This is a genomic window from Blastococcus capsensis (assembly GCF_030165005.1).
GTDB classification, from domain to species: domain Bacteria; phylum Actinomycetota; class Actinomycetes; order Mycobacteriales; family Geodermatophilaceae; genus Blastococcus; species Blastococcus capsensis.
Genome location: NZ_JASNNW010000001.1, coordinates 213,203 through 235,833 on the forward strand (window position 1 = coordinate 213,203; position 22,631 = coordinate 235,833).

Consider the following 22,631-nt stretch of genomic DNA (forward strand, 5'->3'; position numbering starts at 1 on the left):
CGGCGCCGGTCGACGCCGAGCAGGACGGCCGCCGGCCCTGCCGGGTGTGCCGCCCAACCTGAGCCCGCTGTGAGAGGGTCGACGGGTGAGCCTGCGATTCTCCGGCCATGCCAGGCGACGGATGGCCGCACGTCGCATTGACGCAGCAGAGGTCGAGGAAGCCCTGGCCGCGCCCGACCTGGTGCATGCGTCGCAGGAACATCCGGACGAGCGAACCGTGATCCGCGGACGCACCTCTACCGGGCGACGACTCAAGGTCGTCGTGCTTACCGACGATAAGGAGTACGTCGTGACCGTCGCCGACCAAGGTAGCGAGGCGTAGCCTTCCATCATGCTGGTCCAGTACGACACCGAGGCTGGAGCCACCTACGTCGAGCTCGTCGACGGGGTTGCCGTCGCACGCACCATCGAGATCTCCGACCTGGTCATGGTCGACGTCGACGCCGAAGACAACCCGGTCGGTGTGGAGTTCGTTGTCCCCCCGCGCGGCATCACCGACGAGATGCTGCGCGTCGTCGGGAAGCGGTTCCCTGAGCTCAAGCACCTCGCCCAGCAGAAGGACTGGCTTTTCACGTCCTGCTGACGCGGTTACCCACCGACACGAAGCACCCGCCCCTCCTACTGGAGGGGCGGGGCGCCTCCGTCGCGTCGCACTCAGAGCCCGACCGCCCTGGCCCCGTGCTCGGCCTGCTGGGGGCTGAAACCCTCGTAGGTCAGCTGCTCAATCAGCCCCGATCGCGAGAAGGACGTGAACGACAGGTATTCCTCCGCCTTCTTGGCGGCCTGCTCGTTCCAGTCCACGGTCAGGTTGTCGACGGCCCACGTGGCGTCGCCGGTCGAGAAGCCCTCGTATTGCAGCTGCTCGATGAGGCCGGAGCGGGAGAACGACGTGAACTTCAGATAGTCCCTGGCCTTCCCGAGGGCGTTGCTCTGGGCCACGCTCCCGCCGGAGCCGGCCTCGGCTGCAGGTGACCGCGGCCTTGGCGCGGGAGCTGGCGCTGGCGCGGGTGGCGCCGCCGTCGCGGCCTGCTCGCGGCTCTCAAGCTCGGCGGCCCACTTGTCGAGCTCGGCGGCTTGGCCATCGAGCTCGGCTTCCCGCTCCGCCGCTTCCCGGATCGCCTCTTCCGCGTCTGCCTGCACTGCCCCGGCACGCTCCGACATGGCGGTGATCCGGTCCTTGGCGGCCGCGAGTTCCTGCTCGAGGTCGTGGTGCTTCTCTGCCTGCGCCCGATACTCCTCCGACTGTGTCGGGTCCGCCGAAGCCCCGGCCGCGCCGATACTGATCCCGACCACCAACGTGGCGACCGGTACGGCCCACCGCTTCCAGTCGCGGGTCTTGCCCCGCGCCGGGGCGTCCGTGATGTGCGTCGGTGGTTCCTGCTTATCCGGCTGCATTGTCCGCCCCGCCTGTTGTATGTGGACGGCACGGTAGCGGCTCGGCGTGGCCTCGTCACCGCCCCGGCGTCGGACGGGAAGCGTTCCCTGTCGCTGGTGCAGCGGGCTATGCAGCGCCGTTCACCGGTCGGCTCCCGAACACGTCCATGGCGGCCACCATCCGGGCGGCTGCCTCGGCCGATGGCCGGGTGTAGCCGGCCATGGTGAGCGGCGACGAGTGCCCCATCTGCTCCTGCACCATGCGGACGTCCTTGGAGAGCTGGTAGGCGACGGTGCCGTAGCGGTGGCGCAGCTGGAGCAGGTGACGTCGATGCCGAGCTCGCTCACTCGAGGATGTCGCTCACATGCTCAGGGCAGAAACCGACGGCCGACATAGCTGCGAACGCGCGGAACTCGGACTCGGGCATTGTCGCCCCTGGCGATACCAGGGCGATGAGTTCAGGCATCGTGCCGCCGCGGTTGAAGTGGACGCAGACCAGGTCGGCCAGTTCGAGGGTGTCCGCAGCGTTGCCGTAGCGCGGGATGAACCCGGACTCCTCCATGTTGTCGAGGAACACCCGCTCGATCTCCGCCCGCGGCAGCTGATCCGCCGGAAACGGTTTCGTAGCCGTCGCACTCTCGGACGTGGACGGCGATGCCGTAGAAGTCGCCCGATCTGACGCGGTCGACGACGATGCGGTGCCTTCCCGCAGTTCCTCGTCGCTGCCTCCGCAACCCGTCAGCATCGCCAGAGCGGTGGCCGCTATCAGGGCCTTGCGCATGGTTCCTCCAGAAGCAGATTCGGTGCGCAGCCCACCACAGCGGGCCGACGATGTCTCGTAGGCGAAGACGTGCGGCGACAGCGGGCCGCCCGGCAACGTCGCCTCTGGGGTACCGCGACGACCGACGGCCCACCGGTCACCTTCGACGTCCTCCAAGCCCGAACGGTCCTCACCAACCCCTTCCCCTGACCACGCGAAGCTGTCAGGGGGCTGCTCTACGGCCGACCCCCCGCGGCTGGAAGACGAACACCCGCCCGACCGGCTCGGCACCGATCGACGGAGCCAGCGCGTCGGCGATCCGAGGCTCCGCGCCTGCCCGGCTCGGTGCGGCCTGCCGCCCGGGCGCCGGACGCAGCGCCGGCGCACCGGTCACCGCGCGGCGGTGGTCACCGCCCCGCAGAACCGGGCGGCCTCGTCCCGCACCTCCGCCATCGGTGCCAGCAGCTCCTCCTCCGCCACGCCGCGGACGGCCGCACGCAACCTCCGGTCGGCCGCCCGGGCCTGCCGCCGGGCCCGCAGGCTCACCAGCGGCCGGGCCACCAGGGCCAGGAGCGCCCCGGCCAGCAGCCCGCCTCCGACCAGCAGCGTGGGCAGGGGCAGCCCTTCGACCCGGGGCAACGGCACGACGTCGTCCAGCTGGAAGAACCCCAGCCCTACCAGGGCCAGCAGCCAGAGCGCACCCACGAGGGCGGTGACCAGCAGCAGCCACTGCAGCCCACCGGCCGCCCGCTGCCACAGCGGTACCCGGTCGGAGCCCAGCTCGGTGCCGCCGACCGCCCGGTCCAGCGCGTCGGCGAGCCGGTCCTCGGACACCTCCGCGGTGCGCCGCAGCTCGTCCCGCCAGGCCGGTGCCAGACCGTCGGCCGCGGCGTCCCGGACCTCCCGCACGGCGGTGGCCATCCGCGCCCGTTCCACGGCTCCGGCCGACGGCAGCGAGGTGCGGGCCCGCTCGTCGCCCAGGTGCAGGCGGGTCAACGGATCGGGCCGCAGCTTCCGCGTCCAGCGCAGCACCGGCCAGCCGGTGCGGCCGGTGCCCGTCCGTCGGGTGGAGCGCTCGACGGCGGCGGTGACCGTAGGCACCCCGGCCGCTTCGGCCAGGGCGTCGGTGAGGTCGTCCACCACGTCCCCGGGAACGGACCCGCCCGCGGCCGGCCGCCCCCACCGGCGGGAACTGCCGGCCGCCTCCTCGGGGCAGTGCACGGCCAGCTCCGCGGCGCTGCCCCGCACGTCGGCCAGCAGCCGCTCGGTGGCCGCCCGCCGGGCGCCCACCCGGCGGGCCAGCTCCCCACGGAGCTCCGCCAGCCCCGCGCCGGTCCGCGCCGACACCGCGAGCACCGGGGTGGCGGCCAGCCCCTCCCGGTCGAGCAGCCCGCGCAGGTCGGCCAGGCAGGCGCGCGCGGCGGCCTCGTCCAGCCGGTCGATCTGGTTCAGCACCACCATCAGCACCCCGGCGTGCCCCGCCAGCGGGGCCAGGTAGCGCTCGTGCACCGCGGCGTCGGCGTACTTCTGCGGGTCCAGCACCCACACCAGGACGTCGACCAGCCCGACCAGGCGGTCGACCTCCAGCCGGTGCTCCAGCCGCACGCTGTCGTGGTCGGGGAGATCGAGCAGGACCAGTCCGTCCAGGGCCGCCTCCGGCTCGCGCCGGTGCCGGCGGGGCACCTCGAGCCAGTCGAGCAACCGGTCGGCGCCGTCGTCGGGGCGCCCCCACACGGTGGCGTGCGCGACCCCGGTGGTGGGTCGGCGCACCCCCGGCGTGCTCACCTCGCTGCCCGACAGCGCGTTGAACAGCGTGGATTTGCCGCTGCCGGTGGCGCCGGCCAGCGCCACGACCGTCGCGTCGCCGAGAGCCTCGCGGGCGCCGGCCTTGGCCAGCACGGCGCGGGCCTGGCCCACCTCCGGGGCATCGAGCCGGCCCTCGGCCACCTCCACGGCCTCCCGCAGCGCGATCAGCCGGTCCGCCAGCGACCGGTCCGGTGTCCTCATGCCCCCGCCCGCCGGGCCTCGGCCAGGCCGCGGACCGCGGCGCGCAGCTCGTCGGCGTCGGCCCGCGCGGGGCCGACGGCGTCGACCCGGGCGTCGAACCGGTCCTGCTCGTAGCGGAGCAGGCCGTCGGCCCGCTCCTCGAGGTCCGTCCGCGCACGCTCGGCCAGGGCCCGCACCGCGGCGTCCCCGAACACCGCCTCCAGGACCCGCTGCCCCACCGCCGTCGTCCCGCCGGCCACGGCCACCTCACCGCCGAGCAGCCCACCGGTGTGGGCGAACACGGCCACCATCACCACCGCCCCCGTGCCGCTGACGCCCCAGGACAAGAACCGGGCGCGCGTGCGCTTGTCGGCCCCCTCCTCCCGGACCAGTTCGAGCACGGCGCCCTGCCAGTCGCGCACCTGTGCCCCCGCCGCCTCGGGGAAGTCGCCGGACACCCGGGACAGCTCGCGCTCCTCCCCTGCCAGCAACGGCGGTCCGGCCGGCAGCGCCCGCCAGGCCGTGACGGTCCGCTCCGCGGCCCGGTCGGCCTCGGCCCGCAGCAGGTGCTCGACGCTGCTCTCCAGGGCGCCCTGCAGGCTCTCCGCCGGCGCCGGGCGGCCGGTGAGCGCCGCGGCGAGCCGGTCGCGCACCCGGCCGACCCGGCTCTGCAGGGTGCGCATCCATTCCCCGGTGCCCACGAACTCCTGCCAGCGGGCCAGGACCTCCCCGCGCAGCAGGCTGCCGCTGCGGATGCCCTCGTCCACGCCGTCCCGGGCCGCGTCGTAGGCCGCGGTCGCCGCCTCGCGCAGGGCCCCGGCGGCCGACAGCTGTTCCTCGACGGCGGTCACCACCGAACCGGTGCGCTCCTGCAGGCTGCCCAGCGCGCCCTCCAGGGTCTGCCGGACGACGGCCGCCCGCTGCTCCTGGTCGGCGGCCAGGCCGTGCAGCCAGTCGCGCAGAGGAGCCACCTGCTCCTCGGGCAGCCGACCGTCGTCCAGGGGGCGCTCCTCGATCACGAACAGCCGTGCCGCCGCGAGCCCGGCGCGCGTCAGCATCCCGGCCAGGTCGGCGGAGACCTCCGCCGACGCCTCCGCCGACGCCTCCGGCGGCACGCGGTCGAGGACGACGGCCAGCGCCGTCCCGCGCTCCTGGGCGGTGCGCAGCACGTCCCACGGCACGGCGTCGGCGTAGCGGGCTGCCGTCGTGACGAACACCCACAGGTCGGCCGCGGCCAGCAGCTGGCCGGCGAGGTCGCGGTTGGACGCCACGACGGAGTCGACGTCCGGGGCGTCGAGCAGGGCCAGGCCGGGCGGGACGTCGTCGCGCACCACCAGCCGCACGGTCCCGGGCCCGCCGTCGCCCCCGGTGACCCGCGCCAGGCCCGGCAGCACCCGGTCGCCGGCAAAACTGGCCGCGTCGGCCCGGGAGCAGACCAGCACGGGGGCGCGGGTCGTCGGGCGGAGCACCCCGGCGGTCGTGACCGGGGCGCCGACCAGGCTGTTGACCAGCGTGGACTTCCCGGCACCGGTGGATCCGCCGATGACGGTGAGCAGCGGGGCGTCGAGGTCCCGCAGCCGCGGCAGCAGGTAGTCGTCGATCTGGTCCGTCACGCCCCGGGCGGCCCGGACGGCGACGTCTCGTCCCGGCGTGGCCAGGCCCAGCGGTGCGGCGGCGAGGCGGTCGCGGAGCACCGTCAAGGCGTCGGGCAGGCGCGGTGGCGGCGGAGTCACGATGCCCCACTGCCCCGGGACGCCACCGGCTACCCGCCGGTCACTCCGCCAGCCGGGCGCGCTCCTCGCGCAGCGCCTGGAACACCCGCCGGCGGATGCGGTCCTGCTCCTTCTCCGCGATGTCGACGAACCGGATGCTCATCACCCAGCGGGCCCCCCGGGCCTGCAACCGGATCACCTCCGCGGTGGTCTTCACCGGGCCGACCTCGAAGGCGATCGACAGCGCCAGCGTGGTGCCGGCGTCGGGGGCCAGCCCGAAGCCCTCGAACTCGGCACGGGTCCCGGCCTCGCTGACGTCGATGGTGGTCCCGTTGAGCTCCACGTTGCCGATCCGGGCCTGGACGGGGAGGGGCATGCGGCCACGGACCGCGGCGCGGCGCTGGCTGTGCTCCGCCACGCCGGTGACGGTGAGCCTCCAGCGCACGACCGCGCCCTGCTGCACCTCCAGCACGTCGGCCGGCAGCGCACGCTGGCCGTCGTCGGTCTTCCAGAACACCTCCACGGGGTCGCCCACCCTGACGACGGTGTCCCCGACGTACTCGCCGGCGGAAGGGCGGAGCGAGATCACGCCCTCGTGGACCACCTCGACCCGCGCGGTGACGGCGATGTTCGTGCCGGCCAACCGCACCTCGGCCTCGGTCTGCTCCACCGGGTGGTCGACGCCGGGAACGCTGCTCATGGAACCTCTCTCGATGGGGCGCTCGCGCAGGCGGCCGGGTCGCGCCGCCGTGCCCGCACGGGAACCGTAACCGCCGTCCGGGGACCGCCCCCCTCGCGGCCCGGCGACGCGCCGGGCGGACAGGCCGCCACGCCGGGGTGATCGGCACGGTCAGGTGTTGGCTGAGCGATCGCCGAGCGCGCCACCCGTCCGGGTGACCCGGGCGGCATCAGCTCAGATCACCCGGGGGTCAGCCGTTGCGGCGGGCGGTGAACCCGGCGACGAAGTCGCGCAGGCTCCGGGTCGGCCGCAGCCACGCGCCGTCCGGCGGAAGCGCGTCGAGACGCACCCGGTCCAGGGGCTCGGTGAACGCGCCGGGGACGTCCTCGATGTCGATGAACTCCAGCAGGTCCGAGCCGATGGCGTATCCGGCCACCTCGCTGAACGCGACGACGACGACCTGGACGCCCTGCCGGGCGAGGTCCTCCAGCGGGTCGGCGAAGTTGCGCCCGTCGCCGGAGAACACGACCAGCCGCCGCAGCCGGTGGCTGTGCTGCCGGACGGCGATGTGGTCCAGCATGTCCTGGTCGATGTCGTCGTCCGGCTGGCTCTTCGGCCGGGCGAACACCGAGTACCCGAAGCCACGGAGCGCCTCGACCCACCGCTGCAGCGACCCGGGCTGCGGCGGGATGTTGGCGAAGACGCAGGCCTCCACGTCCGACGCCGTGTCACTGCCACCGGCGTCACCCCCACCCGCCTCACCGGTGCCCTCGACGAACCAGGCGGCGATCGCGTCGAAGCGCGGCCGGGACGCCGCCGTGGGCCGGGCGCCGATGACCGTCGACAGGGTCATGTCGATGTTGGGGGCGTCCCAGATGAGCAGGTCCAGCGGGGGCCGCCCTCGGCCGTCGTCGACGGCGCGCGCCGGCTCCTCGGCGAGCCCGGGTACGTCCTCGGAGATGTCCAGCACGGGCCCAGTGTGCCCGGCGTCGCCCGCCGTCGTCGCCGGGGGCGACGGGACGTGCACGGCGGAGGATCGCGGCGGACCGGCCGGGGACGTGGCTCGCCGGCCCGGGCGGCGGACGCTCACCTCGCGGCGGGAACGGCCCGCCCGCCGGCCGCCAGCGCACAGACGTCGCCGCCGGCCTGCCGCACCTCGCGGACCCACTCGGGCAGGCGCTCGGCCGGCATGGGGTGCCCCAGCAGCCAGCCCTGGGCCATGTCGCACCCGGCCGCCTGCACCATCCTCAGGTGCTCGACCGTCTCGATCCCCTCGGCCACCGAACGGATGCCCAGCGTCCGGGTGAGCCCGACGATCGCCGTGAGCACCGCGCCGGTCTCGCCGGCGGCGACCCGCTCGGCGGCGGCGAGCAACGAGCGGTCGATCTTCAGCGTGCCGATGGGCAGGGCGAACAGCTGGGCCAGCGACGACCATCCGGTGCCGAAGTCGTCGATCGCCACCCGGACGCCGAACCCGCGCAGCAGGGACAGCTGGTCCTCGGCGCGGGTGGGGTCCTCGGCGACGCTGGTCTCGGTCAGCTCGAGGATCAGCTGGTCGGCCGGCAGCCCGGAGTGCTGGAGGGCCACCCGGACGTCGCGCACGAGCGTCTCGGTGGAGAAGTGCCGGGCGCTGACGTTCACCGACATCCGCAGGTTCAGGCCCTGGGCGGCCCACTGGGCCGCCTTGAGGGTGGTCTCGCGCAGCAGCCAGCGGGTGATCGGGATGATCTGGCCGGTCTCCTCGGCCACGGAGAGGAAGGTGTCGGGCGAGAGCAGGCCGCGCTCGGGGTGCTGCCAGCGCACCAGGGCCTCCACGCCCTCGACGTGGCCGGTGTCCAGCCGGACGACGGGCTGGTAATGCACGACCAGCTGGTCGATGGCGTCACCGCGGAGCCGGGTGGCCACCTCCAGCCGCCAGCGGGCCGCCTCGCGCAACGCCGGGGAGAACAGGTGCACCCGGTCCCGGCCGGAGCTCTTGGCGGCGAACATCGCGGCGTCGGCATCGCTGAGCAGGTGGTGGGCGTCGCGGACCTCCGGCCGCGCGACCGCCACGCCGATGCTGGCGCTGACCGGCACGGAGATCTCGCCGACGGCGAAGGGCCGTCCGAACGCCGACTGCAGCCGGAACGCCAGGGCCGCGGCCTCGGAGGCGTCGCAGCCGTGCGCGAGGACGACGAACTGGTCCGCCCCCAGCCGCGCCACCGCGTCACCGGGTCGGATCTGCTCGGAGATCCGGCCGCCCACCAGCCGCAGCAGCTCGTCACCGATCTGGTGCCCGAGCGAGTCGTTGACCGTCTTGAAGCCGTCCAGGTCCAGCACCAGCAACGCCACCCCCGCGCGGTGGTCGGCGGCGAGCGCCTCACCGGTGAGCTCGAGCAGCCGCGACCGGTTGGGCAGCCCGGTCAGGTCGTCGTGCTGCGCCCGCCACAGGAGCTGTTCCTGCGCCCGCACCTGGTCGGTGATGTCGGTGTGGGTGATCACCACCCGCCCCTCGTCGTCGACCCGCGTGGCCTGGAGGTGGAACCAGCCGATGCCCTGGCGGTTCGCGCAGGAGTAGTTCCAGCGGAACGTGCCGTCGTCGGACGGTTCCTCCCCGTCGAGCAGGGCACGCAGGCCCGCGGCCAGGCCGGCGTGCACCTGCGGTTCCAGCCCGCGGGACATGACCATCAGGTAGTCCTCGCCCGCGCGGCCGGGGAGGACGACGTCGGGCAAGGTCTCGCCGATGCGGATCCAGGCCCCGTTGGTTGAGAGGATGCGGCCGTCCCGGCCGACGAGGACGGTGGGGGAGGGCAGCGCCTCGAGCACCGCGGTCAGCTGGCGCACCTGGGCGTCGCGCTCCAGGTCGCGACGGTGGCGGAGGTCGACGTCGCGGAAGAGCACGGCCGCCCCGGCGGGATCGGGGAAGATCCGGACCTCGTACCAGCGCCCCTTGGGCTCGTAGAGGAACTGGAACTCCCGCGGCCGGCCGTCCTCGAGCACCTGGTGGTACTGGTCCTCGGCCAGCGATCCCCGCAGCCCCGGGAAGGCGTCACGGGCGTCGCGGCCGAGGAGCTCGTCGGCGGAGTGCCCCAGCAGGCGTTCTGCGGACGCGTTCAGATAGGCGAAGCGGCCGTGCTGGTCCAGGCGGTAGACGGCATCCGGCACGCTGCTCAACGGGTCGGTCCGCACCCCTGAGGGCCGGTCGTCGCCTGGTTGCACGCTGCCCGCTCTCGTTCACCGATCGTCCGTCCGCAGCCACGGACGACGGGCACGGACCACCCGTGGAGTTCGACGGGCAGCACGTGGACCGTCCCTCAGAGTAGTAGTTCCGGTCACCCTTCAGCGAAGGACGACGTCAGATCGCCCGACGATCCCGGCGACGTCGGGGCCCGCCGGGAGAGTGCCGAGCACCGTGCCGGCGTCCCCGCCCAGGCGAGAGGCGCAGAAGGCGTCGGAGACGGCCGCCGGGGCGTGGCGGAGATGGCCGGCACGCCTCCGGCGTGGCCGTCATGGCGGCACCGTACGTGCTGGTGATCACAGGTCGGCCACCCGATCCTGCGTTGATCATCGGCGTCTGGCTGGCCGCCACGCCGTCGGCGGCAACCGGATGACGATGATCAACTGGCGATCAGGCGGGTGGTCCCCCCACCAGGAGCTCGCGGAGCAGGTGCATCGCCATCGTGACGGACCGGCCCCGCACCGCCGACCGCGAGCCCGGCACGGAGAGCGCCCGAGTCAGGGCACCCGTGGGCCCCAGCACGCACAGGTGCACCGTGCCCACCGGCTTGTCCGCGGTGCCCCCACCGGGTCCGGCCACGCCGGTGATCCCCACGCCGATGTCGGCAGCGAACCGGGCGCGCGCACCCTCGGCCAGCGCGCGGGCCACTTCGGGGCTGACCGCCCCGTGCTCGGCGATGAGGCCGGCCGACACGCCCAGCAGCTGCTGCTTGGCGCTGTTGGAGTACGCCGCCACCCCACCCAGCACGGTGGCCGAGGCCCCCGGCCGCTCGGTCAGCCGGGCCGCGAGCAGCCCGCCTGTGCATGATTCGCCAGTGGCGACGGTCGTGCCCCGCTCGACCAGCGCCTCCGCCACGAGTTCGTCGAGTGTTCGCCCGGTGGAGAACAGCGTGCCGGTGTACCGCTGGGCGAGCTCGGCGGCGAACCGGTCGTACACCTCCTGGCCCGCAGCGGGGAACCGGGTGACGATCTCCAGCTCCCCCTCGCGCAGGCAGGTGGTGATCTCCAGGCCGGTGAGTTCACGTTCCAGCTCCCGCAGCGTCGCGGCCAGTTCCGCCTCGAGCGTGCCCCAGAGCCGGAGGGTCTCCTGCCGCAGCTCCGTGGCACCCGCCAGCGCCGCCCGGATGGGTGCCGCCGCAACGGCCGCCGGCCACATCCCGCGCAGCTCCGCGGGGGGCCCGGGCAGCACGACCACCGGGGGGCCGGTGCGGTCCGCCGCCGTGGGCACGACCAGGCCGGGCGCGGTGCCGACCGGCTCCAGGACCGTGGCACCGTCGGGCACCAGGGCCTGCTTGCGCACCCCGGCCGCCGTCGCCTCCGCGTCGGCGCGCCAGCCGCGGCGGGCCATCAGCCGCTCGACGACGCGCGCCACCCGCTGCTCCAGGTCCGGGTCGACCGCGGAGGTGCGTCCCTGGAACTCGCCCACCACCTGCGCGGTCAGGTCGTCGGCCGTGGGGCCGAGCCCCCCGGTGGTGATCACCAGGCCCGCGCCGGTGCCGGCCAGGAAGGACAGCGCCGACCGCAGGTCGTCGGGTCGGTCACCGACCACCACCACGTGCCCGACATCGACCCCGAGCCCGCGCAGCTGATCGGCCAGCCAGGGTCCGTTGCGGTCGGTCACCCGGCCGGTGAGCACCTCGGTCCCGGTGACGACGATGCCCGCGCGCGTGACCACGTCCAGACCCTAGGGGTGCCGGTCCGGCGTGGCAGACCGGGCGCCGACCCGGGTGGCGCGCTCACGGACCGCCGCGGCGCCGCTAACGTGCCAGCGGACAGCACCGACCGGGGGATCCCGGAGTCCGCCAGGAGGCCGCCGTGAGCACGCCGTCCGACCCCCCGCCGCCCGCTCCGGGTACCGGCCCCGCGCAGCCCACGACGCAGGAGATCCCCGCGGCCGCGCCGGCCTCGGCGCGTACGACGATCCAGCAGCTCCCTCCACCGTCGGCCCCCGTCCCTCCGCCCGCGACCGCCGTGCAGCCGGCCCCCGTCCCGGTCGCGCAGCCCACGGGGCCGGTCGACTTCGTCCCGGGGCTACCCGGCGCCGGGTCCGCTCCCCCGCCGGCCGCGGCCGGCCCGTCGTGGCCGGAGACGCTGGAGTCCGGGGCCGAGGCACAGGGGGAGGAGACCGGGTCGCGAGAACGGGGCCCCCGGGACCGCGGCGCGCTCGTCAGGGCAGGCCTGGTCCTCCTCTCCCTGGTCCTGCTCCAGCTCGGGCTGTCCCTCGACTTCGGCACCGCGTCCTTCTGGTCGGCGCTCCCGCTGTGGTCGGTCTTCGCCACCGGCTGCGTCGTACTGGGGCTGGCCACCTCCGCTGCCGTCCTGCCCCGTGGGGGACGGCTGGACCGGCGGCTCGGCTGGCGGATCGCCGCGGGGGGCCTCACCGGCCTCGCCGTCTTCTGGGTCCTGGTCGTGCTCCCCGCCGCCGACAGCGACCGCGGTTTCCTGCTCACCGCAGCGCTGGGCGCCCTCGGCGGCGCCGTCTGGCTCGCCGCCGGCCGCGACGACTGAGCGCCCGGCTCCGCGCGGCCGGCGCGGAAGCGGCTAGCCCGCCGACCTCCCACGGGCCCGGCCGTTCCCCGGGCCATTGGCGTTGCCCTGGCCGTTCGCGGCACCGTTGCCGTTCCCCTGGCCGTTCGCGGCACCGCTGCCGTTGCCCTGGCCGTTCGCGGCACCGCTGCCGTTCCCCTGGCCGTTGCCGGGAGCCGGTGCGCCGTCCGCGCCGTCGTTCCCGCGCCCGGGAGGGGGCGGAGCGGGCGCTCCGTGCTGCACCGGCTGCGGCAGCACGGGAGCGGGCACCGGGACCGGCTCCGGGACCGGCCTTCGCTCCCCCTCCGGGACCGGCTCCGGCCCCGGCTCCGGCTCGGGCTCCGGCTCCGGCTCGGGCTCCGGCTCGGGCTCGGGCTCGGGCTCGGGCTCGGGCTCGGGCTCCGACTCGGGCTCCGACTCGGGTTCCGGTTCCGGTTCCGGTTCCGGGGGGGCGGTCGCGTGGGTGACGGTGACGACCGTGCCCCGGGGGACGGATCCGACCGGTGTCACGCCCAGTACGGAGTCGTCGGGCGCGGTCGTGCTCTCCCGGGCGACCAGCTCGACCACGAGTCCCGCCGCGCCGAGCTCGGCCGCCGCCTCCGCCACCGGTCGGCCGAGGTAGTCCACCGCGTTCAGCAGCACCGACTCCGAGGCCTCAGTCGTACCGGCGTACGAATCGGCCGGCGGCTCCCCCCACACCTGCAGTGCGGCGACGCCGAGCCCCGCGCCCACCAGCAGGGCAGCCAGCGGCGCCGCCAGACGCCGCCGCGCTCGCTGCGGCGGCGGGGGAGCGGCGAGGGGCCGGGTGCCGCCACGTGGCCCCACCGGCGGCAGGGGACGCCCGGCCAGGACGTCGTCGACGGCGTCCCGGAAAGCCGCTCCGTCCGCGAACCGATCGGCCGGCTCCTTGAGCAGCGCTCGATCCACGAGCGTGCGGATCTGCTCCGGGACGTCGTCCGGGAGCGGGGCCGGGAACTCGCGCAGCTGGCGCAGGGCGATCTGCACCGAGTTCTCGCCGTCGAAGGCGCGGTGCCCCGCCAGGCACTCGTAGCCGATCATGCCGAGCGCGTAGACGTCGCTGGCCGGCCCGGCCTTGCTCCCGGCGGCCTGCTCCGGGGACAGGTAGTGGGCGGTGCCGACCACCTGCCCGGTCTGGGTGAGCGGGGCGCTGGCAGCCGACCAGGCGATGCCGAAGTCGGTGAGCTTGACGGTGCCGTCGGCGCCGACCAGCACGTTCCCCGGTTTCACGTCGCGGTGCACCAGCCCGGCGGCGTGCGCGACGGCCAGGCCGGCGGCCGCCTGGCGCAGGACGTCCAGGGTGCGGTCCGCATCGAGCCGCCCCTCCCGGGCCAGCAGCTGGGCCAAGGACTCCCCCTCGACCAGCTCCATCACCAGGTACGCCAGCTGCTCGCCGTCGGCGGCGGACGTCTCGCCGTAGTCGAACAGGGCCGCGATGTTGCGGTGGGTCACCTGGGCGGTGTGCTGCGCCTCCGCCCGGAACCGGGCGAGGAAGGTGGCGTCGCCGGTGTACTCGCTGCGCAGCACCTTCGCCGCCACGGGGCGCTGCAGGACGATGTCGCGCGCCCGCCACACCTGGCCCATGCCGCCGGTCGCGAGCAGGGAGAGCAGCTCGTAGCGACCTCCGAGCAGCCGGGTGGCCTCCGGCGGACGCCCAGGCGTCACGGCGCCGGGGGTTGCGTCGTCGCGGTCGTGGTGCTCGGGCTCGACGTCGTCTCCGACGCCGTGGACGTCGACGTCGAGGACGAGGTCGAGGACGAGGTCGAGGACGACGACGAGGTCGACGTCGAGGTCGAGGACGAGGTCGACGTCGACGTCGAGGTCGAGGTCGAGGTCGAGGTCGAGGTCGAGGTCGAGGTCGCGGCGGAGGTGGTGGCCGGGAGACTCGGGGAGGTGGCCTCCGCCGTGGTCGTCGGGGCCGTGCTGCCCGGCGGCGTGGTGGTCGACGGCGCGGGCGGATCGGGGGGCTGCGCCCTGGATGGCGTCACCGGGTCGCCGGCCGCCCCTGTCACCGCCGCCCCCCGGCGGAGCTCCTCCCGCTGCTGGGCCGCGGCGTAGTGGACGACGACGCGGTCGCCGCCGCGCAGCGGACGGCCCGCGGGTGCGATGCGGATGACCCGGTCGGGCACCACGTCGTCGCGCACCTCGGCACGGACGGTCACCGTGAGGCCGAGTGCGGTCAGCCGCTCGGCCACCTTTCCCACGGGCTGGCCGACATAGTCCTCCGCCGCGAGGACGATGCTCCCGCTGGTGCGCTCCTCGGCCGCCGCAGCGGTGGACGACGGCGTGCCCTGGCCGAGCGACTGGAGCGCCGCGGCGGTGATGCCGGCGCCGGCCAGCAGCCCCATCAGCGGCAGTAGGACGACGGTGAGCCGGCTGCGCCGGCGGGCGACCGGCGGACGCGCGACGCCGGGTTCGACGGCCGCCTTGGCGGGACGCGATCCGGCCGGACGCGGCGACGCCCCGCGCCGACGCGCCGCCGGCGCCGCCCTGCCCGGCGAGTGCTCGCGGCCCGCCTGCACGTCGGCGATCGCCGCGGCGAAGCCGGCACCGTCGGGGATCCGCGCGCCGGGATCCTTCACCAGCGCCCGACCGATGAGGGTCCGCACGCCAGGAGGCAGCTCGGCCGGCAGCGGCTCGGGGTCCTCGCGGAGCTGCTTGAGCGCGATGGTGACCGCGTTGTCGCCCTCGAACGCCGGGTGACCGGTCAGGCATTCGTAGCCGATCAACCCGAGGGCGTAGACGTCGCTGGCGGGGGTCGCGTGCCGCCCCTCCGCCTGCTCGGGGGAGAGGTACTGCGGCGTGCCGATGACCTGGCCGGTGCGGGTCAGCGCCACGCTCCGGGCCGACCAGGCGATGCCGAAGTCGGTGATCTTCACGGTGCCGTCGGGGCGCACCAGGATGTTCCCCGGCTTCACGTCGCGGTGGACCATCCCGAGCCGGTGCGCGTCGGCCAACGCCTCCGCCGTCTGGTGCAGCACCGACAGGGTGATCTGGGGGCCGAGCGCGCCCTCGCGACGGAGGAGGGCCGACAACGGCTCCCCCTCCACCAGCTCCATCACCAGGTAGGCGAGGGTCTCCCCCGACCCGTCCCCGGCCGTCTCCTCGCCGTAGTCGAACACCGCGGCGATGTGCGGGTGGCTGAGTGCGGCGGCGTGCTGGGCCTCGGCCCGGAAGCGGGCGACGAACGTCGCATCACCGGTGTACTCGCTGCGGAGGACCTTCACGGCGACCGGCCGGTGCAGGGCGGTGTCGAGCGCCCGCCACACCTGCCCCATCCCGCCGACGGCGATGAGCTGGTCCAGTTCGTAGCGGTCGCCCAGGCACCTGCGTCCTGGTTCCACCACGGTGGTCACTCCTCGTCTGCCCGGGCCCTGCGCACAGGCCGGCACATGACCGACCAGGGGCGCACCGCTGCCCGGCTCTCCTTGTCCATTCCTGCCGCCACCTACACATCGCCGCAGGGATGCATCGTCGCGGACCGCCGATCTCCACCGGAAACAAGGATCACTCCCGCACCACGACCGTGGCGCGCCGACTGCGCAGCGTGCATGCCACGCCGTCGCTCCGGGCGTGCCCACCGGTGGAGGGCCGCGCCGCAGCTCGGAGCTGTCCGGACCCCGCACCGCGGGACAGCGGGCACGGGGGAGGTGCTCGGCTCCTCGCGGACCTGGCAAGGTGACCGGCGACAGTGCCGCAGCCGCGGCACACCACCGAGCCGGAAGGCGGGGCGACGATGTCCGACACCGTGACCCGGGAGGACGCCGACGGCGTCGCCACCCTCACCCTGCTCCGCGCCGGCCTGACCTCCACCCTGCGTCGCGACCTGCGCGCCGCGGTGGAGGAGGTGGCGACCGACGACTCTGTCCGTGCCGTGCTGCTGACCGGCACCGGCCGCGCCTTCTGTGTCGGCCAGGACCTGGGCGAGCACCTGGAGAAGCTGCAGGGTGGCGCCGGCGAGGACCGGGGGGACGCCCCGCTGTCGGTGGTGGAGCGGGAGTACAACCCGCTGGTGCTGGCGCTGGCCGGGCTGCGGGTACCGGTCGTCGTCGGGATCAACGGGGCCTGCGCCGGGGCCGGGCTGGGGATGGCGCTCGCCGGCGACCTGCGGATCGCCGCCGCAGGGGCCAAGTTCACCACCGCCTTCACCGGGATCGGGCTGTCCAGCGACTCGGCGTTGGCGGCGCGCCTGGTGCACAGCGTGGGCGGCTCCCGGGCGACGCAGCTGCTGCTGATGCCCGAGCCGTTCCTGGCCGAGACCGCCGTCGAGTGGGGGCTGGTGCACCGGGTGGTCCCGCCGGAGGAGGTGCTGCCCGAGGCCCGGCAGCTGGCCGCGCGGCTGGCGGCCGGCCCCACGGCCGCGTACCGGGCGGTGAAGACCGTGCTGGCCACCGCCGCCACCGACTCGCTGGAGGACACTCTCGCGCTGGAGGCACGGCTCCAGGCAGAGGTCGGGCAGAGCGCCGACCACCGCGAGGCGGTCGAGGCCTTCCTCGCCAAGCGCGCGCCGCGATTCACCGGTAGCTGAGCCGGCCACCGGCCGTACCCCCACGCCGGATCGCAGGCGCATCGCGGCGGCGCGTGACAACCCACCGGCCGGTACCCCACGCTGGACCGGCAGGCTCCCGTCGAGGAGGTTCCGTGTCCGATCCGTCCAGTCGGCCGGTGCGGCCCGGCCCGGCCGGGGCGCCCGGTGATCGGCTCCCCCGCCGGCCACCACCGCGGCCGGCGTTCAGCCCCGCGCCGCCGCCTCCGGACGCGCCGGTCGACGGGCGGCGCCCGGCCGCACTGCGGACCTCGATCTGGTTCTGGGCGGGCAGTTTCGCGGCCGGAGCCCTGGGTCTCGCCACCGCCCTCGTCAACCGGGACACCATCCGGGCGCGGGTCACCGACGCGGCGCTGGAGGCCGATCCGTCCCTGACCCCCGACGTCCTCGAGACCGGGGTGACCGTGACGGTCGACGGCGTGCTCGGCGCCGCCGCCGGGTTGGTCGTCGTGGCTGCCCTCTGCCTGGTGCTCGCGCTGCGGCGCACACCCGGCATGCGGTGGGTGCTTGCCGTCGCCGGGGTGCTGACGCTCTTCCTGCTGCCCCTCGTGCTCAGCCTGGTCGCCGGGAGTACCACGGTCGACGAGCTGTCGTTCCTGGCCCAGGCTGTCTTCGTCGTGGCCGCCCTGGTGACCTTGTTCCTCGGGTCGTCACGGAGCTGGTTGCGCGGCCGGCGCCCCTGAGCCGGCGGCATCGAGCGTCGCCACCACCGCCTCGCAGGACCGCGCCAGGTCCGCACAGGCGTCCACGGTGGGCCGCCCGGCCAGCGGGTCGAGCGCCCGCGCCCGCCAGCGGTCGAGCGCGGTCAGCGCGGCGGCACGCAGCTCCTCCGGCGGAGCATCCGCCGCGAGGCCGAGCCGATCGGCCGGGTCCGGCCCCTCGGCGCCGAGGAGGCGTTCGGCCTCGGCCCGGAACTCGGGCGGGATCGGCCCATCGACGGCCCGGGAGCGCGCCAGCAGCTCGAGCTCCACGAGCTCCTGGGTGCCGATCTGCAGCCGCTCGACCCGCGCCCACAGCGGAACGGCGTCCGCGACCGGCCGCTCGCGGAGCAGGCGCTCGACCAGCCGGACGGCGGTCGCCGCCCGCAGCGCGGCGCTGCGCCGGAGGAAGTGGACGGTGAGCAGCCGCTGCAGTTCCGCCAGCCCGCTGCGGCGGACCAGCTGGTCGCCCAGCTCACCGGCGTCGGAGACGCCGGTGCGGATCAGCGCCACCGCCAGCCGGATGCCGAAGATTCCGAGCCGTTCGAGCAGCGTGACCCGCAGCTCCCTCGAGACCGGGACCGGTGCGTCGTCGCGGCAGAACCGGTCCGCGCTCAGCAGCATCGCCTCGAGGTCGGCCCGCTCGGCCGCGGCGAGGCTCCGGAGGGCCACGAACTCCCGGTGCCGGAGCATCCGGCCGGCGAGCCCGACCAGGCCGGCCACCGGCACGACCGCCTGGCTGCGCGCCCGCACGGCGGGGTCCCCGGACATCCGCCGGGCCACCTGCTGGGCGGCCAGCAGCGCGTCCACCCGGCCGGCGCCCAGCTCGTCGGCGCGCGACAGCACGGTGATCGTCGTCGTGTGCACCCCGGGCCCACCGGTCGCCTCCTGGAAGCGGGCCAGGAAGTCGAGGTCCTCGGGCTGCATCTGCCGGGTGAGGAAGACGACCGCGTCGGCGACCGGCAGCTCGTCGCGGTCCAGCAGCTCCCACGCGCGGGCGCTGGTGCCGACGTCCAGCGACGAGATGCCGGGGGTGTCCAGCAGCGTCGCCGCGGCGAGCCCGGCGGTGGGCCAGTCGACCACGAGGCGCTCGACATCCTCCGGTGGCGTCCCGGCGAGGTCCAGTCGCAGCGCGCCGTCGACCCGGCGGACCGGCAGCACCCGCCGTAGGCCGTCGACCGGGTGCAGCGCGACCCGCGGCACGGCGCCGTGGCGGTACCAGGTGACCACCCGGGTGCACTCGCCCGCGTCCGTCGGCGCCAGCCGTTCACCGACCAGGGCGTTGAGCAGCGTCGACTTGCCGGCCTTCACCCGGCCGACCAGCGCGATCCGCAACGGCTCGTCCAGCCGTTCGCGCTGCGCTCGGAGGACCGGAAGCGCGTCCGGATCGTCGCGGTAGGCGTCGAGGGACTCGTCGAGCAGCAGGCGGACGTCGTCGACGAGCGTGGTGGCCTGCACGCCGCCCGGCGGGGCGGTCACCGGAGGGCCGCCGGTGCCGCCTCCAGCCGGGCGACCTCCTTGGCGAACCGGTCCAGCACCTCGAGCTGGGCCCGCACCGCCCGGATCCGGGCGGTGCGCTCGGCCGCGGCGGCCTTCGTCGACCGCTGCGCCGCGGCGAGAGCGTCGCCGAGCGTGCGGGAGAGCTCGTCGACGGTGTCGGTGATCAGGTCGCGCAGGGTCCGCTGGACCATGCGCAGCTGGTCCTTCAGCTGCTTTCCGACCTGGAAGACCACCTCGTCGAGGTGCCGCCGGACGATCTGCTTGGCCTCGGTCTGCCGCCGCTGCCGCCGGGCGGCCTTGTCGTCCTGGTAGGCCTTGCGGCCCAGGACCACGCCGACGGCCAGCGAGAGCGGGTTGATGACGGCGAGCCCGGCCAGGCTGGTGACCAGCCCGGTCATCAGCACGCCGGTGTAGGAACCGCGGAGGCCGATCAGCAGCCGTTCCCGCACGGGAAGGAAGCCGTCGTCCATGCTTGCGACGTCGACCAGGGCGCCGAGCGCCTCCGCGGGCGAACCGATGTCCAGCTCGGGAGCGACGACGCCGCCGTCGCGGGCGAACTGCTCGACCACCTGCTCGGCCAGGTACTCCGACCGCTGCCCGGCCCACACGTAGCTGTCGGTCACCGCCGTGGCCAGCCGCTCGTCGAGCCACTCGGTGAACTCGGCCCAGGTCGGCCCCGGGTCGCGGGCGTCGATGGCCTCCTCCGCCTCGCGGATGAGCACCCGGGAGCGGTCCCGCAGGTCGTAGTCGATGTCGGCCATCAGGTCGGTGACGCCGTCGCCGAGCATCTGCTGCCAGCGCGACGACCGGCGGCGCAGCTCCTCCACCCGGGCGCGGGCCTGGGTCAGCTCCTCGACCAGGGCGTCGTTGCCGGCCGGGTCCTCGAGGGCGGCGAGCTCGGCGCGCAGGGAGAGCGTCAGCTGCTCGGCGACCGAGCGGAGATCGTGCACCGTCGACCGCTGGCGCAGCGCCTCGGCCCGGCCCAGCACCTCCCGGCGCAGGTGCTCTGCCAGCGGCGCGAGCCCCGACTCGGCGTGCAGCTCGGTGTCCTTGTGCTGCACCGCGAGGATGCCGAGGGACGCCGAGACCGGGAACAGCGGCGCCTCGATCCCCTGCCGCCGGAGGTGCGCCCGGTCCAGCTCGACGATCGACCGCCACGACGGGTGCACGTCGGTCTTCGTCACCGCGAACACCACGGTGGGGCACAGCGCCACGGCCTGGCGGATGAAGGCCATCTCCGGGCCGGTGTACTCCTGCGACGCGTCCGACACCACGAGCACCGCGTGGGCGCTCGGGAGCAGGTCGACTGTCTGCAGGGAGTGGCCGGTCCCGATGCCCCCGACCCCTGCGGTGTCCACCAGCTCCAGGCCCCCGGCCAGGAAGCGACGGGGCAGCTCCACCTCGGCCCTGACGAGGTGCCGGCCGTCGTCGTCGTCCGCACCGCGGGTGGTGCGCGCCGACAGCGACTCGATCGGTACGGGAGTGCGCTCGACCGGTTCCTCTGCCGCCGGCGCCGCTCGGCCGTCGCCCGCGCCGCCGGTCGCCCCGCTGTGCACCAGCACTGCCCGGGGTGCCGCGCCTTCGCGGATCACCGTGGGGACGACGGTGGCGACGTCGTCGGCCACCGGGCAGACCGGGGCCCCGACGAGCGCGTTGACCAGCTGGCTCTTGCCCTGCTTGGGCTCGCCGACGACGAGCACCCGGACGCTGGCCGCCCCGACCCGCTCGCGGACCAGGGCCAGCCGGCGCTCCAGGTCGGCCCGGCCACCCGTCCCCGCGAGGGCCCGGGCCCGGTCGATCAACTCGAGCGGCGTTGCCACGGTGCCCCTTCCGACGTGCCTGCCGACATCACACCAGGAGATCGCCCCACCGCACAGGCGTCCCGAGCCCGGCCCCCTCCTGCCCGCTGGGGCGCGAGGGGGCCGGGCTCGGGACGGATACCCGGCGGCGGCGCGTGGTCCGCCACCGCCGCCGGGTCGTTCCCATCCGGCCTGGCGACCGACTGTCAGGCGGCGCCCTCGAGGGTCGTCGTCGTGTCGTTGTTGTTCCCGGAGTCGTCCACCAGGTCGTTGTCCTGGAAGGAGTCCTCCACCTCGACGTCGACCTCGGTGGAGTTGTCGGAGTTGTCCTGGAACGAGTCCTCGATCTCCGTGGAGTTGTCCTGGAACGAGTCCTCGATCTCCGTGGAGTTGTCCTGGAACGAGTCCTCGACGTCGACCTCGGTGTTCGTCGAGTTGTCGGAGTTGTCGTTGAACGAGTCGTCGACGTCGACCTCGGTGTTCGTCGAGTGGTCCGAGTTGTCGGAGTTGTCCGAGTGGTCCGAGTGGTCCGAGTTGTCGGAGTGGTCGGAGTTGTCGTTGAACGAGTCGTCGACCTCGACCTCGGTGGAGTTGTCCTGGAACGAGTCCTCGATGTCGACGTTCGTCGAGTTGTCGTTGCCCGAGTCGTGCACCGACTTGTCGTTGCCCGAGTCGTGCACCGAGTTGTCGTTGCCCGAGTCGTGCACCGACTTGTCGGTGTTGAAGGAGTCCTCGACGTCCACCTCGCTGTTCGTGGAGTTGTCGTTACCCGAGTCGCTGACGTTCGTCGAGTTGTCCTGGAACGAGTCCTCGATCTCGGCGTCGATCTCGACCGAATTGTCGACCGAGTTGTCCGAGTTGTCCTGGAACGAGTCCTCGATGTGGACCGAGTTGTCGGAGTTGTCCGAGTGGTCCGAGTTGTCCGACTTGTCGTTGTACGAGTCGGTGTAGGTGTTGCCGACGTTCGTGGAGTCCTCGATGACGGTGGTGCCGTCGCCGATGAAGACGTCCTCGACGTCGAGCTCGTACTTCTGGCTGTTGTCCACGTAGGCGTGGTTGTCGCTGCCGCCGACGACGGTTCCGACGGTGGTGGAGTGGTCGGACTTGTCGTTGTACGAGCCGTTCAGCGAGTCCTTGATGTCCACGTCGAGGGAGTTGTCGCTGTTGTCGACGCGCGTGTCCTTGATGTCGTCGCCCGCGACGACGGCGTGGTCACCGGTGTTCAGGACGATGTCCTCGCCGAAGACCTTGTAGCTGTCGCCCCAGACGTTGTGCGACGCGTCGACCTCGTAGTGGTAGTTCTGCGAGATGTACTTGAGGTGCTCGATCGCGGCGGGCTCGTGGCCGCCGCCGCCCTCGGTCGGCTTCTGCTCTTCCTCGCACTTCGCCGGCTTCTCGACCGGCTTCTCGTCATCGTCGCGGTGGTCCTTCATCGGCGGCATGTGGTGGTCGTCGTCCTTGCCCCAGCCGGCGTGGCCGCCACCACCACCGGCGCCGGCACCGGCGGCCACGGCCACGGGGGCGAAGTCGGCGACCATCGGCATGATCGCGTCGACGTCGGCCGCGGTCAGGTCTTCGAGGCCGGCGGCCTCGAGCTCGCCCGCGGGGTCCTCCTCGAACCGCTCGGCCGCCTCCGGGTCGCGGAGCAGGTTGAGGATGAAGTCGAGCAGGGAGGTGTAGAGGTCAGACATCGCTGCTTCTCCTGAGGTCCGGGCCGTCCGTCGTGGCCGGCTGCCGGGAGCAGTCAACGCACCGCACGGGCGGCCGCCCATCGGGGAACGACCCCCCTCTCGCCGACCCCCTATGGGGGATCGGG

At 74.4% G+C, this 22,631-nt stretch carries 19 protein-coding genes; 5 read left to right on the forward strand and 14 right to left on the reverse strand.

The genetic code is table 11. From position 1 onward, the window contains the following. The first annotated feature begins 85 nt into the window (after positions 1–85). Entirely contained in the window at positions 86–322 is a 237-nt protein-coding gene (locus QOZ86_RS01025) for a DUF4258 domain-containing protein (RefSeq protein WP_284490083.1), read from the forward strand. Positions 323–331: 9 nt separating this feature from the next. Further along, the gene (locus QOZ86_RS01030; RefSeq protein ID WP_284490084.1) at positions 332–583 is read left to right on the forward strand and encodes a DUF2283 domain-containing protein; all 252 of its coding nucleotides are present in this window, start codon (positions 332–334) and stop codon (positions 581–583) included. A 71-nt stretch (positions 584–654) separates the two neighbouring features. On the opposite strand, the gene QOZ86_RS01035 is transcribed toward QOZ86_RS01030, so the two are convergent. The 9 genes from QOZ86_RS01035 to QOZ86_RS01075 all read right to left on the reverse strand — a co-directional run bounded on the left by QOZ86_RS01035 (position 655) and on the right by QOZ86_RS01075 (position 11,403). Next, on the reverse strand, positions 655–1,395 hold the full coding sequence (locus tag QOZ86_RS01035) for an Ltp family lipoprotein (protein ID WP_284490085.1): 741 nt from the start codon (positions 1,393–1,395) through the stop codon (positions 655–657). Positions 1,396–1,501: 106 nt separating this feature from the next. After that, a complete protein-coding gene (locus QOZ86_RS01040) occupies positions 1,502–1,636 on the reverse strand; it encodes a hypothetical protein (protein ID WP_284490086.1) in 135 nt (44 codons plus the stop codon). A gap of 82 nt (positions 1,637–1,718) precedes the next feature. Further along, positions 1,719–2,312: a hypothetical protein gene (locus tag QOZ86_RS01045; protein WP_284490087.1), complete on the reverse strand. Its 594-nt coding sequence runs from the start codon at positions 2,310–2,312 to the stop codon at positions 1,719–1,721. A 213-nt stretch (positions 2,313–2,525) separates the two neighbouring features. Continuing rightward, positions 2,526–4,142 (reverse strand): GTPase, encoded by a 1,617-nt coding sequence (locus QOZ86_RS01050; RefSeq protein WP_284490088.1) that lies wholly within the window; start codon positions 4,140–4,142, stop codon positions 2,526–2,528. Beyond that, positions 4,139–5,815 (reverse strand): P-loop NTPase family protein, encoded by a 1,677-nt coding sequence (locus QOZ86_RS01055; RefSeq protein WP_284490089.1) that lies wholly within the window; start codon positions 5,813–5,815, stop codon positions 4,139–4,141. Before QOZ86_RS01055 ends, QOZ86_RS01050 begins: the two co-directional genes overlap by 4 nt. 79 nt (positions 5,816–5,894) lie before the next feature. After that, a complete protein-coding gene (locus QOZ86_RS01060; protein ID WP_284490090.1) occupies positions 5,895–6,533 on the reverse strand; it encodes a PilZ domain-containing protein in 639 nt (212 codons plus the stop codon). A gap of 229 nt (positions 6,534–6,762) precedes the next feature. Next, the gene (locus QOZ86_RS01065) at positions 6,763–7,482 is read right to left on the reverse strand and encodes an NYN domain-containing protein (RefSeq protein ID WP_284490091.1); all 720 of its coding nucleotides are present in this window, start codon (positions 7,480–7,482) and stop codon (positions 6,763–6,765) included. A gap of 116 nt (positions 7,483–7,598) precedes the next feature. Then, on the reverse strand, positions 7,599–9,656 hold the full coding sequence (locus tag QOZ86_RS01070; protein WP_284490337.1) for a putative bifunctional diguanylate cyclase/phosphodiesterase: 2,058 nt from the start codon (positions 9,654–9,656) through the stop codon (positions 7,599–7,601). A gap of 463 nt (positions 9,657–10,119) precedes the next feature. Further along, positions 10,120–11,403 (reverse strand): competence/damage-inducible protein A, encoded by a 1,284-nt coding sequence (locus QOZ86_RS01075; protein ID WP_284490092.1) that lies wholly within the window; start codon positions 11,401–11,403, stop codon positions 10,120–10,122. A 140-nt stretch (positions 11,404–11,543) separates the two neighbouring features. Here QOZ86_RS01075 and QOZ86_RS01080 point away from each other — a divergent pair, with 140 nt between their 5' ends. Further along, complete coding sequence (locus tag QOZ86_RS01080; RefSeq protein ID WP_284490093.1) at positions 11,544–12,236, forward strand: hypothetical protein; 693 nt, start codon at positions 11,544–11,546, stop codon at positions 12,234–12,236. A gap of 33 nt (positions 12,237–12,269) precedes the next feature. Here QOZ86_RS01080 and QOZ86_RS01085 read toward each other — a convergent pair whose 3' ends face one another. Both QOZ86_RS01085 and QOZ86_RS01090 read right to left on the reverse strand, forming a co-directional pair. After that, positions 12,270–13,937: a serine/threonine-protein kinase gene (locus tag QOZ86_RS01085; protein ID WP_284490094.1), complete on the reverse strand. Its 1,668-nt coding sequence runs from the start codon at positions 13,935–13,937 to the stop codon at positions 12,270–12,272. After that, positions 13,934–15,619, reverse strand: coding sequence for a protein kinase domain-containing protein (locus QOZ86_RS01090; protein ID WP_284490095.1), 1,686 nt, complete (start codon positions 15,617–15,619; stop codon positions 13,934–13,936). Before QOZ86_RS01090 ends, QOZ86_RS01085 begins: the two co-directional genes overlap by 4 nt. A gap of 389 nt (positions 15,620–16,008) precedes the next feature. On the opposite strand from QOZ86_RS01090, the gene QOZ86_RS01095 reads away from it, so the two are divergent. Further along, positions 16,009–16,800 carry an enoyl-CoA hydratase-related protein gene (locus QOZ86_RS01095; RefSeq protein WP_284490096.1) on the forward strand — a complete coding sequence of 264 codons (792 nt, stop codon included), beginning with the start codon at positions 16,009–16,011 and terminating at the stop codon, positions 16,798–16,800. A gap of 113 nt (positions 16,801–16,913) precedes the next feature. Continuing rightward, the gene (locus tag QOZ86_RS01100; protein ID WP_284490097.1) at positions 16,914–17,501 is read left to right on the forward strand and encodes a hypothetical protein; all 588 of its coding nucleotides are present in this window, start codon (positions 16,914–16,916) and stop codon (positions 17,499–17,501) included. Here the strand turns inward: QOZ86_RS01100 and QOZ86_RS01105 are convergent. The 3 genes from QOZ86_RS01105 to QOZ86_RS01115 all read right to left on the reverse strand — a co-directional run bounded on the left by QOZ86_RS01105 (position 17,469) and on the right by QOZ86_RS01115 (position 22,506). Further along, positions 17,469–18,995: a dynamin family protein gene (locus tag QOZ86_RS01105; protein WP_284490098.1), complete on the reverse strand. Its 1,527-nt coding sequence runs from the start codon at positions 18,993–18,995 to the stop codon at positions 17,469–17,471. The two genes, QOZ86_RS01100 and QOZ86_RS01105, sit on opposite strands and share 33 nt — an antisense overlap. Then, the gene (locus tag QOZ86_RS01110) at positions 18,992–20,836 is read right to left on the reverse strand and encodes a dynamin family protein (RefSeq protein ID WP_284490099.1); all 1,845 of its coding nucleotides are present in this window, start codon (positions 20,834–20,836) and stop codon (positions 18,992–18,994) included. Before QOZ86_RS01110 ends, QOZ86_RS01105 begins: the two co-directional genes overlap by 4 nt. A gap of 185 nt (positions 20,837–21,021) precedes the next feature. Then, positions 21,022–22,506, reverse strand: a complete 1,485-nt coding sequence (locus tag QOZ86_RS01115) for an IniB N-terminal domain-containing protein (RefSeq protein WP_284490100.1) — start codon at positions 22,504–22,506, stop codon at positions 21,022–21,024. Positions 22,507–22,631: the final 125 nt, after the last annotated feature.